This is a genomic window from Bartonella sp. OD88NMGDW (assembly GCF_042193775.1).
Taxonomy (GTDB): Bacteria; Pseudomonadota; Alphaproteobacteria; order Rhizobiales; family Rhizobiaceae; genus Bartonella; species Bartonella grahamii.
Map to the genome: position 1 here is coordinate 311,735 of NZ_JBHIMA010000002.1, position 15,352 is coordinate 327,086.

Genomic DNA, 15,352 nt, shown 5'->3' on the forward strand with positions numbered 1-15,352 from the left:
ACGTTTTTAGGAACGGGGATGGGCCTTTTGATAAATTTTTAACAAATGGTCTGTATCGACATGGGTATAGATTTGTGTGGTGGAAAGACTAGCGTGCCCAAGAAGTTCTTGAATCGTGCGCAAATCTCCTCCCCGTGATAAAAGATGGGTGGCAAAAGAATGGCGCAGTGTGTGAGGCGTTGCAGTTTCTGGTAAACCAAGACTTGCTCGTAAGTTGCGTACAGTTTTCTGAATAATGGCCGGTTGTAGGGGACCGCCTCGCGCTCCGCGAAATATGGGTTGGTTATCTCTTAAAGGATATGGGCAACATTTGAGATAATTTTGTACAGCTTCGTAAACAATTTTGATGAGAGGAACAAGGCGTGTTTTTCCGCCTTTTCCTGTGATAAATAAACTTGTTTTTTCAGGATCAGAAAATTGTTCTGGTGTGAGGCTTAAGGCTTCTGATATTCGCATTCCACAGCCATAGAGAAGCATGAGGACAGCCGCATTACGAGCGCTAATCCAAGGTTCATTTTCTAGCTGGTTTTCTTGTTTGACTATGTGAAGTGCTGATTTGATCGCTAAAGGTTTTGGGAGCGATCTTGGGTGTTTGGGGCTTCGGATAAGTTGAGCCGCAGGAACATTGACTATACCTTCGCGTGATAGGTACTTGAAAAAAGAACGTATGCCTGCCACTCCGCGGCTTAAAGAGCGAGCACTTACATTTTTTGTACGCCGATAAGCAAGATAAGCACGCAAGTCACTGATGCGTAAATGAGTAAGATCCGTAAGGGTTGGTGTATGGCTTAAGTGTTGACAGAGAAAAGACAAAAATTGCCGCGTATCACGTTCATAGGCTTGCACTGTTTGTGCCGACATACGACGTGTTTGGACGAGACACTCTAACCAATTTTTCCTTGCGTTTAAAATTGCATGGTCTGCTGGAATGAGAGGAATATTTTTATCTTTTCTCTTGTCGTTTTTTATAGGCATTATCTAGTTGAGAGTTTCTTTCTTTTTAGATTTTTCATCGTTAGAATGACCATTCTTGTTTTGGGGTTGCTCTTCACGATTGATAAGTTGCTTTTCACCTTTGAGAGAGAGTATTTTTAAGAGATTGTGTGTTGACATCAAATGCGCAAAAATTAATCCTAAAAAGCCATTTTTATGAAGTTTGGCAAGTTGGCTTGCTGATAATTTATTCAATTTTTCTTCATCAACAACCCAAAAATGTTCTAACTGCGCTGAGAGACCTTTATCGTTTTTCACATTGATGGATTTTTGGCTTAGAAGATCCATTTCCACAAGAGCATCAATAAACTCAGAGGTTTTTTCCATGGCTATTTTAAAACTTTCAAGAAAACGAATACGTTCTTCCATAAAAGGAGAAATAGAGCCGTCGGAATTAAAAAGTTCTGTTCCTGCAACTTCATTAAACATACCTGACTGTTGATCAAAGCAAACAGAAAGTTCTTTTTCATTGCTAATTTGCGCCAGAACAAAAGGATAGCGACGGACAAAAGCAGGGACATAAGTATTGGTTTTCCAACTTTTATCAGAAGCGATATAGTCATTTTCGTCATTAGAAAGACCGACAAGAGCCGCGGATGTGTAGTGCCGTTTTTTTTGTTCATCTTCGGCGCACATAAATAAAATAGGATAGTCTAGTGCTGCTTGAAAATATTCAGTACTTGCTAAAGGAACCCAGTGAGTATCCTTGGCAAAAGACATATCACTTGGAGGAGCAAATTTTAGATTTTTATGGGAAACTTTGTTGATTGGTGTGATATCTTTGTAAAATAGCATAATATTTGCCATAAGACTTTCTCCTTTATTAATTTGTTTTTTGTTACCAAGAAAGGTCTTTTAGAAGATTGTCTCATATGGCAACAAGATTGAATAGAAAACTATAAGATTGAAGGGTTCATTTTTGAGAGATAATATTTTCGCATGAAGTATAATAAAGAAAAGCTTAAAAATAAAGTCTATCTTGCCATTATTGGTATGCCTCATGGTATAAAAGGAGATGTTTTTGTTAAAATTCTAAGTGCTGAGCCACAGCGTTTCAAGTTTTACAGCACTCTTTATGATGATATGGGGCGTTCTTATGAAATTGTAACTCTTCGCATACAAAAAAATAAGGCGATTGTACGTTTTAAAGGGGTAGAAAATCGTAATGTTGCTGAGTCTTTAAAAGGTATTCGCCTTTATGTGATGCGTGATCAATTAATTGATGATCTGGATGAGGATGAGTTTTATCAAGTTGATTTAATAGGCTTTCGTGTTCAAGACTGTGGGGGAAAAATCTTGGGGGAAGTGTGTGGTTTCTTTAATTTCGGGGCTGGTGATTTGCTTGAAATACGTTTGAATACGGGTAAAAGAGTTCTTATTCCCTTTAGTAAGGTGGCGGTACCAGAAATTTGTATGGATTCTGGTTTTCTTGTTGTTGATCCCATGGCAGCTGGTTTAAGTGATGGGGGAGACAATGATAAAAAGGAAATAGCTTGAATCTAAAAATAAAGATGAAGGTAAAAAATAACCGATTAATTTCGTCAATAAAAAGTGGAAAGTGTGGAAATATTAAAAATGCACTTTTGAGCAGATATTGTAAGCACTTTATCTCGAGACAGTCCTGAATTTTTAGAGTCTTTTTTTAGTGCAAGTATTTAGAAGGATCGTATTGAATATGGCGCATATCAAGGAGATTCAATTTAACGTTATAGCGTTAAATATTTTGTTTGTGCTATTTTTGCTATTAAGAGTCTGTTTAAGAAAATAGGGATGAGAAATAAAATGAAGTTTCAGGCGCGCGTTTTAACCCTTTATCCTGAAATGTTTCCTGGTTTTTTAGGGTATTCTTTAGCAGGGCAAGCTTTAGAGCGCGGAATTTGGTCACTGGAGACAGTACAGATTAGGGATTTTGCTATGGATAAACACCATAGCGTTGATGATACACCTGCTGGTGGGGGGGCTGGTATGGTAATGCGGGCGGATGTATTGGCGGCTGCTCTTGACTGTTGTCCACAGGATTCGCCAAGATTGTTGATGAGTCCACGTGGGCGCCCTTTTGACCAAGCTTACGCGCATAGCTTGGCTCGTGATACGGGTGTAACATTAGTTTGTGGACGTTTTGAAGGGGTTGATGAGCGAGTCATAGAAGCACGAGAATTAGAAGAAGTCTCTATTGGTGATTATATTCTTTCAGGGGGTGAAACAGCCGCATTGGTTATCTTAGATGCTGTTATACGTCTTCTTCCTGGAGTGATGGGGAATGCAGCTTCTGCAAAGTGTGAAAGTTTTGAAAATGGCTTACTGGAACATCCGCAATATACACGTCCTTCTCTTTTCGAAGGGCGGGGTATCCCGCCTGTGTTGCTCTCAGGTCATCACAAAGCGATCGCAGATTGGCGTCAAAGGCAAGCCGAATTGTTAACACGTCAACGTCGCCCTGATCTTTATGCGCGTTATGATAAAAATCATCAGAAAACTTGATTCATATGATAAGGTGGTGTATTGCATGGCTCTCTTTTTAGAGAGTTTTTTATAAAAGGTTTTCTGTAGTTCCAAAATTAAAATGAAGGAATGGTGTATTCGCTCCTGTGTAAGGCATAGCCTAAAGAGCTTCTTATTCTTAATAAAGGCTTTTTTGGTAAGAGTTGAGCGCTCTGACTGTTCGATAAAGAACATGAAGGATAAAAGAAATGAATATTATCGCACAACTTGAAGCTGAACAATGTGCAAAAATTGAAGAAAAACGCCAATTTCCAGCCTTTCAGCCAGGGGATACAGTCCGTGTCATGGTGCGTGTGACGGAAGGTACGCGAACGCGTGTTCAGGCTTATGAAGGTGTTTGTATTGCGCGTTCAGGCGGTGGGTTGAATGAGACCTTTACAGTACGCAAGATTTCTTATGGTGAAGGGGTGGAACGGGTGTTTCCTGTTTATTCTCCGTTGGTTGAAGGTGTTGAGCTGGTGCGCCGTGGTAAAGTGCGCCGTGCAAAACTCTATTATCTTCGTGGTTTGAGAGGTAAAGCTGCACGTATCGCTGAAAAGAGAGATTATCGGAAAAAAGCTGAAAAGGTTGTTGCGAAAGTAGAAGCAGCAGCTGTAAGCACAGGTGTTGAAAAGCAAGTTGCTGAGTAAAGATTATATCGGCTAAACTTTATGCAAAAGCGGCTTTTATGCCGCTTTTTTGTGTCTTTTGTGATTCGTTTTGTCTTTTAAAAGGCTTGGAGGGGACATAAAAATGTTTAATCTATCAATTTTTGCCTCTTTTTATTCTTAATAACGGGTGAATTTAGATATCATTGCATATATCGTGGATACTCAAAAAGATCAGTTTAATCTGAAAAAATGCCTATTTATATCTGAGAAAAGATGTTAGACCTTTGACGTGAAGATAAAATTGTATTAGATTAAGGCGAGTTTTGCGGATTATATCCGTGGAGTAATCGGTTTTTTTTATGCGTGACCTTTAATCCGTTATTTGAGACAACCGACCTGTAATATTGGTATCTTGAGATGCCAAACAAGTAAAAACGAGATAATATATTTAGTCGTTTTATGCGGACTTTCTCGTTCATTGCGGTTGCAGTAAAAACCAGGTCAGGATATTTTATGACAGAGACAACTAGGATAAAAGAGCGCCCTCGTTCCCCTCATATAAGTATTTATCGTTGGACAATTACTATGGCTATGTCCATTGCGCATCGCATTACGGGTATGGCACTTTATGTTGGAATGGTCTTTCTTGCTGTTTGGTTGATTGCTATTGCTTGTGGGGAGGAGACATTCAGAACGGTTCACGAGATTTATAGTTCTTGGTTTGGATTGTGTATCTTGTTTCTTTATACTTTGGCAGGGGTTCATCACATGGTTGGTGGTATTCGCCACATTGTTTGGGATATGATGCCTTGCCTTTTGGCAAAAGAAAAGGCAACAGTCACTGCTTGGGCGACAGTGTTTATCTCTCTTATTGTTACTTTTGCGATTTGGATTATTGGATATACCGTTGTTTAGCTGGGGGTGAAAAGAGATATGAAAAAAGATTTTCGAACGGAACTTGGGAAAGTACGGGGGCGTGGGAGTGCTCATGAAGGAACAGAGCATTTTTGGCTAGAACGTTTGACAGGGTTTATCAATCTACCACTTTTGATATTTTTTATTGTTCTTATTCTTTCGCTTGTGGGAAAGGACTATAGCATTGTGCGTGCAAGACTTGCACATCCTATTGTTGCTATTTTGATGGGATTGATGACTTTTTCGGTCCTTTATTATATGAAACTTGGTATGCAGGTGGTGATTGAAGATTATATTCCACGTGAAGGTTTCCGGATATTCTTTTTGACGTTAAATATTTCATTTTGTTTTCTCATAGGTGGTATCATTATTTTTTCTCTTTTGAAAATTGCATTAGGGGGTTAAACAAGTATGGCGGGTACAGGATCATCTCTGGGCGCTAAAGCAGGTAACGCCCCTTATCGCACTGTAGATCATAAATTTGATGTTGTTGTTGTTGGGGCAGGTGGTGCAGGATTACGTGCAACGCTTGGTATGGCGGAACAAGGATTAAAGACAGCTTGTATCACGAAGGTTTTTCCAACTCGCTCGCACACGGTTGCAGCACAAGGGGGGATTGCTGCATCGCTTTCAAATATGGGACCTGACAATTGGCAGTGGCATTTATATGATACCGTGAAAGGTTCTGATTGGTTGGGTGATACCGATGCAATGGAGTATTTGGTGCGTAATGCACCTGCTGCTGTCTATGAATTAGAACATTATGGCGTTCCTTTTTCGCGGACGCAAGAAGGCAAAATTTATCAACGTCCTTTTGGTGGACATACGACACAATTTGGTGAAGGTCCACCTGTTCAGCGTACTTGTGCAGCAGCTGATCGTACAGGCCATGCCATTTTGCATACGCTTTATGGACAAAGCTTAAAGCATAATGCGCAATTTTTTATTGAATATTTTGCACTCGATCTCATCATGACGGATGGGGTTTGTACGGGGGTTGTGGCATGGAATCTCGATGATGGTACAATACATCGTTTTTCTGCCAAAATGGTTGTTCTTGCAACCGGTGGTTATGGACGAGCTTATTTTTCCGCGACATCGGCGCATACCTGTACGGGTGATGGTGGTGGAATGATCGCACGCGCTGGATTGCCACTTCAGGATATGGAGTTTGTACAATTTCATCCTACAGGGATTTACGGTTCTGGCTGCTTAATTACAGAAGGAGCTCGTGGTGAAGGAGGCTATTTAATCAATTCTGAAGGTGAACGCTTTATGGAGCGCTATGCACCCTCCTTTAAGGATTTGGCTTCACGTGACTTGGTTTCACGTTGTATCACACTTGAAATTCGTGAAGGACGTGGCGTTGGACCTAAGAAGGACCATATTCATTTGGTTCTCAATCATATTGATCCTGCAATCTTGCACGAACGTTTACCGGGAATTTCGGAATCAGCACGGATTTTTGCAGGTGTGGATGTAACAAAAGAGCCTATCCCCATCTTGCCAACGGTTCATTATAATATGGGTGGGATTCCTACCAATTACTACGGGGAAGTTCTCAACCCAACGGCTGATTCGCCTGATCGTATTCAACCAGGGCTGATGGCGGTAGGAGAAGCAGGATGTGCTTCTGTTCATGGAGCTAATCGCTTGGGGTCAAATTCATTAATTGATCTGGTGGTGTTTGGTCGTGCTGCTGCCATTCGCGCGGGTGAAGTTATTGATCGGAATGCAGAAATTCCACCCATCAATGAAGAAGCTGTTGACGAAATTATAGGGCGTTTTGATCGTTTACGTTTTGCACAAGGGGCGATACCGACAGCTCTATTGCGTGAAAAAATGCAACGCACGATGCAAGAAGATGCGGCAGTATTTCGTACAGAAGATTCTTTGCAACAAGGATGTCAACGGATGAATAAAATCTGGGGGGAATTGTCTGACCTCAAAGTCACAGATCGTTCTCTGATATGGAATTCTGATTTGGTTGAAACATTAGAGCTTGAAAATCTCATGGCGAATGCAATCACGACTGTTCATTCTGCACAAGCCCGTTTAGAAAGCCGTGGCGCTCATGCTCGTGAAGATTATCCAGAGCGTGATGATAAAAACTGGCGTAAACATACGCTTTCACATTTGTCAAAAGAGGGTAAGGTGACGTTATCATATCGACCTGTCCATGTGGATCCGTTAACATCTGAAGCTGATGGTGGGATCGATTTAAAGCGCATTGCACCTAAAAAACGGGTTTATTAAGGGGAGACACGAATTATGGTACAAATTAAGCTTCCCAAAAACTCTCAAGTAAAACCGGGGAAGGTTTGGCCTAAACCTGAAGGTGCGACAAAACTGACAGAATTTCATGTTTACCGTTGGTCGCCTGATGATGAGAATAATCCTCGTCTGGATACTTATTATGTGGATCGTTCTGCTTGTGGTCCAATGATTCTTGATGGGCTTTTGTTTATTAAAAACCATATTGATCCAACTTTGACACTTCGTCGATCTTGCCGTGAAGGCATCTGTGGTTCATGTGCGATGAATATTGATGGAACCAATACATTGGCTTGTACCAAAGGAATGGATGATGTAAAACACCCCATTAAAGTCTATCCTTTGCCTTCCATGCCGGTTGTTAAAGACTTGGTTCCTGACTTGAAGCGCTTTTATGCGCAACATCGAGTCATTGAGCCTTGGTTGCAAACAGTTTCTCCTGAACCTGCAAAAGAATGGTTACAAAGTCACTCCGATCGCCAAAAAATCGATGGCCTTTATGAGTGTATTTTGTGTGCGTGTTGTCAGACTTCATGTCCAAGTTATTGGTGGAACGGTGATCGTTATTTGGGCCCCGCTGTTTTGCTTCAAGCTTATCGCTGGATTGCGGATTCACGTGATGAGATGTGTGGTGAACGTCTTGATAATTTAGAAGATCCTTTCCGCCTTTATCGGTGCCATACGATTATGAATTGTGCGCAAACTTGTCCAAAGGGATTAAATCCAGCGAAAGCGATTGCTGAAATTAAAAAACTCATGGTTGAACGCCGCCTTTGAAAATTTACTGATTGATGAAAATAAAGCGCAAGGTAGAAAATTGTATCTCCTTTTAGCAATTAAATCTCTAAAAGAAGATTGGCTGCTTATGGGGGCGCAGTAGCTATAATCATTCTAAAAGCGCAGTAATCTCTAAAAACTAACCAATCCTTGTAGGAGCAATCCTTGCAATGGCTGAGCAGAAAACTCATAGTTGAATATTACTTTGAAAATTGACCGATTAACGAACAGTAAAAAGAAAAATAGAAAATTGTGCGTGTTTTTCGTGCTTCTCGAAACTTAATCTCTAAAAATTTATTGGCTTCTATGAGGCGGTTAGCATAGTTATTATCACCTTTAATAAAGGCATTAGCCTTTCGGGTAGACGATACTTTAAATAGCGTTCTATATAAAAATAATAAAATCAATATGCCATGTGTTTTTATTTTTATTAAATTCGTATCAGAATTTGCACTTTAATGCAGATTCAATTAATCATTTTTTATAAAAAAGATAACTCTGTATAAATAGAGCACAAAAAATAAATGCTGATAAAAATATTATAACGCATGTAAATTATTCAAATGAAATACAAAGGAGTAGTCATTATGACAGTTCGTCATTTTACGATACGTTTATTATAATATCGAAAACATTGCTAATATTCAGGGATTAGGAATTTTTGATAACATCATTATATATTTAAAGGTCATATTTTTTCTTTTAAAGATTGGATTGTTAATCGCATTAAAAAACAAAATTTATAGTTCTCAAAATGGAGAACGAAAAATCCCTATCTATTGTAGAGATAGAGCATACAGTTAAAGGGGCAGTAATTTAAAACTATTGTAACATCATAGATTTAAATTCATTAAAGAGCAGATAAGACGTTTTAAAAAATATCAAATTTATAGTTTTTTCTAAAAATTTAGAAAACGGTAGTGAGAATTCTAAGAACACGTGTTGCGAATGTAGAATAAGGGATGTTTGTAGGTTCGTTTGAGTTGAATAAATTCAATCATCAAAGCAAATATGTTGTATTTTGACGAGTTTCGGAGGTTTTGATTTTATATGTTTTTATCTATAAAAACATAGAGATTTCTAGGTTTAGATCTTATTTATTATGTTTTGGTATTTATTCTGTTGTGCCATAAAACACTATCGTATTTAGGATGTGGTAATTAAAGTGGTTTGAAATCTGCTAGGCGAAGGGGCGGATTGTTTGCATATTAGTTTGTGTGTTAAGAGGCTTCGTCCTTTGAGGTGTGATAGGTGGAGTCTGTTAGCCAATTACGTAAACGAGAGAGAAATCTACGTGGACAGGTTTTTAGTCTAATCTCTCTTATATATTGTGATAGGAAATTCACCTTAATAAGGACCATGACCGGTTACAGAAAAAAGAAATCATTGCGAAAAAACAAGCGTGTTTGTTTTAAAATTTTTAATGCTTCTGATCATAAGGGCACGCGAAATCCCCTGTAGTATCACGCAGACCTTTCATATTCTCGAGCCAAGAATTGTCTATATATCCTCTTCAATCTGATCTTCACGAATTGATGTAAGAGATGGGTACGAGCACCTGTAAGAATAAGCAGACGCAAAGCCAGTTGTATCATTATTTTTGCTTTGCAGAGTGCTTGATAAAAATCTAGAACATTTCTCCAATTCATTGTCGGTTTATTAATGACTTTATGGCGTTGTTTCTCTAAAAGAGCTTTTGCTGTTGCAGCTTTTACCTATCAGATGGGAGTTAAGAGTATTACTTATCTCTCTGTTGGCATAATCTCTGAAACCGGTATACAGTCTCCTAATTTTGGGGGAATATGAAGCTGTAAAGGTGTAAACCAGTTTCCATTTTAGTTCAGTTTTATGACTTTCAAAAGCGTCTAGAGTAATGTCTTTTAAATAATAGAGATTACGCATTGCTTCACGCTTTTGTTTCTCTCGTTCTTTAAAAAGATCACAAATAAGATCACAACCCTTATGCAAAACAGAACGCCCCAAACCAAATACATTTGGCTTGTCAATTTACGTGCTTGTTTTAAAGAACCCTCTCTTTAAAGTTCCCAAGCTCATTTTGCGACAGGGCTTGTGGATGGTATAATGGTAAAGTCCCGATGAAAAATATAAAATTTATAGAGCATCTCTATCTCCACACTTCATAAAAGAACAAGCTGGGCGCCGTTATACACTTTGCTAACTCCCAATGTTGCGACAGTTTTTGGCGTTTGCGACGGTTTATAAGAGGCATTTTTAGTTCTTTTTTATAGAGTTTCATTCTATACGGCTTTATTTACTTGTAATGTGCAAGAGACATAAAATGAGAGAATCTTACGGTACTAAGATCTTTTATCCAACATGCAAAACAATGAACACTCTTTATAAATTAATGTGATGCATCTTAAGAAGTGGGATTTTAGATCTGTGCTTTTAGGAGTTTTTGTTTTTTGAGGCGCAGAAAAGAGAACAGGAATATTCAGAGTAGAGCTTATCTTGTGTAATCTATGGATATCGTCTTTAGGATAGGGATATAAACCACGTGATATGGTTAGCAAAGCTTGTTTAAGAGAAACTTGATTGTTTACGAACAGCTGGAGGTTAAAAATCTTTCTTCGTCCGAAGAAGATGTTGATATGCAACTATACTTTTTATTACCAAATAGAAAGTGGTTTATAGATGCTAAATCGAAATGATAGTTTATTTCGTATAAGCTTTTCCGTATCTGGAGATTTTTTGGTTAAAAAACATATTTATTAATCACTTGAAAATAGCACTTAGAATTTTTAAACGATAAGTTTTGGTCTTGATGACGATCATTATTTGTGATGATCGAAGTATCTATTTTACGAAGCTTTCATTGATAGGCGAATCAAAATTTATTCTTTTCTTTTTTTGAAATATTTATTTCGCAGCTATTTTTTTTCATCAAACATACCTTTTCAAAAGATAAATGGAAAAAATGATCAAAGGTAAGAGAATAGAGAGAGCCTTATGTATATTTGGTTTTCTTGTAAAGTTGTTGTCTATTAACTTTTTTCTTCTTTTATTCATGAAGAGTGTAGAAAATCCATTGGAGAAGCAAAGAGAATAGGAAGAGTTAAATAAATAGCCGTAACAATTAGTTACGGCTATTTTTTGTTTGCATCATATTATCGAGAGAGGAAGCTCCCCTTAAGCGATTTTTGATTTAGCAAAAATCGGGTCGTAAAAGACTTCAGAGAGTTTTCTATCTTTAAAAAACAACACGACGTCAACTGTTGTATAGAGGACGATTTTTATCATTTCTAACTCGAGTTGCCGGCCAACTTCTGATCTTTTAATCAAGGTGGCACATCGTTCAAATGTCTGCAAAGCGCTGTTGGCATGCGTCGTTGTAATCGATCCGGGATGACCAGTGTTGAGTGAATTGAGATATTCCCACGCTTCATTACCTCGCAATTCAGCGAGAAAAATTCGGTCGGGCGACTGACGCATACACGCATCTAGGCATTCTTCAGCTGAAACACGGCCTACATTGTTACCATAAATCATATGTACATGATTGGGATGATTGGGTAGAAAAAGCTCATGAACATCTTCAATTGTGATGATACGCTCCTCTACAGGGACCTTTTCAATTAAAGAGCGAGCAAATGTTGTTTTACCAGATCCTGTCTTGCCTGCAATAATAATGTTGCGTTTATGAAGGACACATTCTTGTAAAAATTCAAGAATTTTTCCATCACGTTTATGTTGCAAGAGTTCAACTTCAAATGGTTCCAACCTTGTGAAGTCCTGCTTCGATAACAAGTCATTTGCTTCTTTTTTTGAAGGTTTGTTAAAACTTACATCAGAGAAATCATCAAATGCACCTTCTTCTTTGAGTTCTTCTAACGTCTTAACTATAAGAGAATGTTTACGAATCACAAAGGAAAGAGCACCATCAACGACAGCTGGCGTTTGTATAATTGTACCACGTTGTCCACCAGGTAATAGCACATAATTAATACTTCTGGGAGCCATACCGTTATAAACGATAATAGCTGTAATGAGCGTTTGCAAAAAATTGGTTGTTAACTCTGGTACGCTATGTACTTGCCAACCCTTAAAGCTTTTCGTCCATACTTCGCAGGGGCGGCAAATCGATAATTCAGTGATCGATGGATCTTCTAAGAAACAATCAAGCGGTTGTAGAAGCTGAAAAACTGCTTGATCTTTCTGTATTGGGTTAACGTGTGACAAGACTGTAGACATCGCTGAAATCCAGATCACGAGCAACAAAAATATTTACTCGTTCGCCTTGGTTTTTGTAAAGTGTTGGTGTGATATTGATGGAATTTTGAAGGACATCGATTGCTATAGATTCAGCATTCTGATTACCTTTATTTTGTGAGTTCTCTTTATTTTCTTTGCTGATTTTACTAACTTTTCCTTTTACCCATTCTCCTAAATCACCGATAATGCTTACCATAATTGCACTACCAAATCTCTCCCAAAAGCGTCTGTCAACCCAGCCACCAATACCCGCTTCACCCAGAGGACCTGTGCCAGGTGAGTCAAGATTGACAACAACACCAGAAGGTGTTTCGATGCGTGACCATTGCACAAACACACGCGTTTGTCCTTGTTGTATGCCACTTTGGTAAAAACCAACGACTTTAGAACCACGGTCAAGCAAAACAACACGACCACTTGTGGAATAAATATCGCGTGTTAAATGACATGTCGTCATTCCGGGTTGTGATGTAATGATCTTTGTTTCTAACGTGCAATCTATTTGTGTTCCTTGCGTAATCAAAAAGTCACGGTTACGAAGTTGCGCCGCATGTGATTGACCTAAACGCACGGGCTGAAGGTTATCAAATAATCCGCCACTACCTCTATCATTATTCGATGCTTTACTATTTGTATCTGTAGATCCTTCGCTACCACCGCTGTTAAGGCTAGAACTGAGCATACGTTTGCGTGCTAATTCTTCAGAATCTTGGAGCATGTGTGGAGGAATGGCTGTTTGAAGAAGCTTACTCAAGGCCGGTGGAATATCTAGGTTTGAATCTTCAATTTGTGCTGGTTTTTCTGCTTCTTCTACAATCTTTGGCTCTTCTATAATCCGAGGGACGTAGTTTGGTATAATTTGCTGTACTATTTGTTGTGGGTTTTCTTCCTCAACTTCCACGGTATTACGCATTTTAAAAGCTTTCCAAGTCAAGGCAATCGGTATCGTTACTATGACAATAAGTCCTACCACTAACAATGCACGGGTACCTGGAATTGTCGGACGACGTTCAGAACCTAGTTCCGATCCTCCATAAGTACCTTCAATATGTTTTTGCTCGACGTTGTCGATTTTTGTACCTTTTCCCTCTCCTTCCTTATTGTCAAACATCATTTTCCTCCTTTATTGATACGATAAACCACCGAAGATACTGTCCCTGTTGTGTTTGGTACGCCATTGGGGTCATAGGCTTCATTAAAAACAGCTAGAGCGCGTTTACCAAGCCGTATGAGCCATTTAGGATTGACCTTATGGACGGCGATAATATCATTAGAACTGCCGATAACGGTGCGTGGTATTAAGCTTTCATTGCCTTCAGCATCTACGACATAAATCGATGGCATATCCATGTTAGCGGGAAATTTGAAGTAAGTAATACGCCCATTGTCCCAAGCATTTATCGGAGCAATATCTTGGTGACCGCTCATGGTGTAACTGAGATTATAGCCATTGACGCTTTGGTGAAAACCACGTTCAATCGCAAGGCGTCGGTTGTTTTCTTCTGACTTTTCATCATTTGAATCGGGATAATGGAAAGCTAATTCATATGTTGATCCCGCACGGTCATTTCGAAATTGTAGTCGGAATTTGTAACTCCGTTTGTCAGTTACAACGATGAGATTGGTATTAGCAAGTTCTGCTTTTGGTTTAATAAAAATATGCCGCCCTTTATGAGCAAAGGCATAGGCTTCAGAATCGCCAAAGGCATGAGTGATATACTGTTCACCTTCTTCAAGAATAATATGTGTTGCCACACCAAGAACTGTTTCAATTTGAACCACATCAGCTTCGTTATATGTTATATAGCGAATGCGGTGGTCATATTGTGAATTTGATGGACTTTTGAGCGCCTGCACAGGTACTGTATAAAGAGAAGAAAACGAAGACAATAGAACAATGAACGCAAGTTTTTTCATAACAATCAATTCCTTAATCATTTAACAGTATTTCTGGGTCAGAACGGTAACTTGTTATTTGAAAACCAAGGGGGTTAAGCAATCGATCAGATGATTTCATGGGTGCACCGACATAGGTGTAACCAATTGTTGCAATCTGGTGCTGTTTTGGTCCAGTAGCAGCACCGTTGCTGTCAAGTTGCTGAGTCGTAAAACGTACAGTTGCTTGACCTAGTCCATTAAGCTGGATTGATCGTACTTTGACTGTGATACGTGCTTTATTGGAAAGCACTTTATCCCGTGCATTTTCTCCATCATAGATTTTATAATATTCTTGTTGAACAGATGCCGCACTTAAAAGTGCTGTTGTGTCATAGTTCAGTTGAATGGTATCGTAGTCGTAATTTTCACGGTTAAGCACATATTGGTTTAGCCAATATCTATCTACAACTTCACCATAGCTGGTCTCGTGTTCACGCATGATTGAGATAACATCAACCGCACCCGTCGTGTTATCAACGCGCAATACTAAGGGAGTTGGAGCTGGTTGAGAAAACCCAACGACTCCACATATCATACCGAACAAGCCAAAAAGACCAACAGTACTCGCTACACGCCATGCCGTTCTGCGCGACCTTATAAATTCATTTATAAGATCACGTTCTAAGCCACGGCTTTCTTCATAATAACTGCTAAGTTTTTCGGCTTTCACTGGTTTTACTTGTTTTGTTTTCATCTGTCTCCTCGCTTAATTTCGGCAGGGATTGTTTTATTAATAGGCACACGGTTCCTATCATTTGGCTGTTTTAGCTTTGGTGCTAATGCACAAGCCGATAAAAGGTTTGCAATCAAAATTACAAGAATGATCGACTTCATTTTAATATGACTCTTTTTATTGTTATATACATCCTGATATTTTTTGTCATTATTATTATTTTGAACATAAAGTAAAGTACGTTGTGTGTAATTATTTTACTTTTTTATTCTATTTTAATTTATGAAAACAGCTCAATTTCGGCGAATATTTTTTACTTTAGGATTGGATATCCTTGTTATTTTGTCATATGGATATTAAGGGCGTCTGTTACGGGAACCATTGCTTTTTATCTCATCTAGTTTCTATGTCTCCATAGATGTCCAAATGTAATTCCTTTTGCGAGAGAATTGGCAAC

15 protein-coding genes are annotated in these 15,352 nt (G+C 38.8%); 8 read left to right on the top strand and 7 right to left on the bottom strand.

Annotated elements, in window-relative coordinates; translation table 11 throughout:
* Nucleotides 1-6: 6 nt before the first annotated feature.
* Nucleotides 7-975: a tyrosine recombinase XerC gene (locus ACFIJR_RS02910; RefSeq protein WP_375653507.1), complete on the bottom strand. Its 969-nt coding sequence runs from the start codon at nucleotides 973-975 to the stop codon at nucleotides 7-9.
* A gap of 3 nt (nucleotides 976-978) precedes the next feature.
* The gene (locus tag ACFIJR_RS02915) at nucleotides 979-1,800 is read right to left on the bottom strand and encodes a SapC family protein (protein ID WP_015857041.1); all 822 of its coding nucleotides are present in this window, start codon (nucleotides 1,798-1,800) and stop codon (nucleotides 979-981) included.
* Between the two features lie 132 nt (nucleotides 1,801-1,932).
* Between ACFIJR_RS02915 and rimM the strand changes: the two genes are divergently transcribed.
* The 8 genes from rimM (at nucleotide 1,933) to ACFIJR_RS02955 (ending at nucleotide 9,857) form a co-directional block, all read left to right on the top strand.
* Nucleotides 1,933-2,490, top strand: coding sequence for a ribosome maturation factor RimM (rimM, locus tag ACFIJR_RS02920; protein ID WP_375653510.1), 558 nt, complete (start codon nucleotides 1,933-1,935; stop codon nucleotides 2,488-2,490).
* 285 nt (nucleotides 2,491-2,775) lie between these two features.
* On the top strand, nucleotides 2,776-3,474 hold the full coding sequence (gene trmD / locus ACFIJR_RS02925; protein ID WP_375626287.1) for a tRNA (guanosine(37)-N1)-methyltransferase TrmD: 699 nt from the start codon (nucleotides 2,776-2,778) through the stop codon (nucleotides 3,472-3,474).
* A 209-nt stretch (nucleotides 3,475-3,683) separates the two neighbouring features.
* Entirely contained in the window at nucleotides 3,684-4,124 is a 441-nt protein-coding gene (gene rplS / locus ACFIJR_RS02930) for a 50S ribosomal protein L19 (protein WP_375626306.1), read from the top strand.
* Nucleotides 4,125-4,598: 474 nt separating this feature from the next.
* Nucleotides 4,599-5,000 carry a succinate dehydrogenase, cytochrome b556 subunit gene (gene sdhC / locus ACFIJR_RS02935; protein WP_375653512.1) on the top strand — a complete coding sequence of 134 codons (402 nt, stop codon included), beginning with the start codon at nucleotides 4,599-4,601 and terminating at the stop codon, nucleotides 4,998-5,000.
* Nucleotides 5,001-5,018: 18 nt separating this feature from the next.
* Nucleotides 5,019-5,405: a succinate dehydrogenase, hydrophobic membrane anchor protein gene (gene sdhD / locus ACFIJR_RS02940; protein ID WP_375625992.1), complete on the top strand. Its 387-nt coding sequence runs from the start codon at nucleotides 5,019-5,021 to the stop codon at nucleotides 5,403-5,405.
* Between the two features lie 6 nt (nucleotides 5,406-5,411).
* Nucleotides 5,412-7,256, top strand: coding sequence for a succinate dehydrogenase flavoprotein subunit (gene sdhA / locus ACFIJR_RS02945; protein ID WP_375625990.1), 1,845 nt, complete (start codon nucleotides 5,412-5,414; stop codon nucleotides 7,254-7,256).
* Nucleotides 7,257-7,271: 15 nt separating this feature from the next.
* Nucleotides 7,272-8,051, top strand: a complete 780-nt coding sequence (locus ACFIJR_RS02950) for a succinate dehydrogenase iron-sulfur subunit (protein ID WP_273723297.1) — start codon at nucleotides 7,272-7,274, stop codon at nucleotides 8,049-8,051.
* A 1,662-nt stretch (nucleotides 8,052-9,713) separates the two neighbouring features.
* Nucleotides 9,714-9,857, top strand: coding sequence for a hypothetical protein (locus tag ACFIJR_RS02955; RefSeq protein WP_375651691.1), 144 nt, complete (start codon nucleotides 9,714-9,716; stop codon nucleotides 9,855-9,857).
* Nucleotides 9,858-11,201: 1,344 nt separating this feature from the next.
* Here the strand turns inward: ACFIJR_RS02955 and virB11 are convergent.
* Genes virB11 through ACFIJR_RS02980 form a run of 5 tightly spaced genes read right to left on the bottom strand, consistent with a single transcriptional unit; the run spans nucleotide 11,202 to nucleotide 15,056 of the window.
* Nucleotides 11,202-12,263, bottom strand: coding sequence for a P-type DNA transfer ATPase VirB11 (virB11, locus tag ACFIJR_RS02960; RefSeq protein WP_375625987.1), 1,062 nt, complete (start codon nucleotides 12,261-12,263; stop codon nucleotides 11,202-11,204).
* Nucleotides 12,238-13,395, bottom strand: a complete 1,158-nt coding sequence (gene virB10 / locus ACFIJR_RS02965) for a type IV secretion system protein VirB10 (protein WP_375626301.1) — start codon at nucleotides 13,393-13,395, stop codon at nucleotides 12,238-12,240. Before virB10 ends, virB11 begins: the two co-directional genes overlap by 26 nt.
* On the bottom strand, nucleotides 13,395-14,201 hold the full coding sequence (virB9, locus tag ACFIJR_RS02970; RefSeq protein ID WP_375625983.1) for a P-type conjugative transfer protein VirB9: 807 nt from the start codon (nucleotides 14,199-14,201) through the stop codon (nucleotides 13,395-13,397). Before virB9 ends, virB10 begins: the two co-directional genes overlap by 1 nt.
* A 13-nt stretch (nucleotides 14,202-14,214) precedes the next feature.
* On the bottom strand, nucleotides 14,215-14,916 hold the full coding sequence (locus tag ACFIJR_RS02975; protein ID WP_375651692.1) for a virB8 family protein: 702 nt from the start codon (nucleotides 14,914-14,916) through the stop codon (nucleotides 14,215-14,217).
* Nucleotides 14,913-15,056, bottom strand: a complete 144-nt coding sequence (locus ACFIJR_RS02980) for a TrwH protein (RefSeq protein ID WP_273791747.1) — start codon at nucleotides 15,054-15,056, stop codon at nucleotides 14,913-14,915. Before ACFIJR_RS02980 ends, ACFIJR_RS02975 begins: the two co-directional genes overlap by 4 nt.
* Between the last annotated feature and the right edge of the window lie 296 nt (nucleotides 15,057-15,352).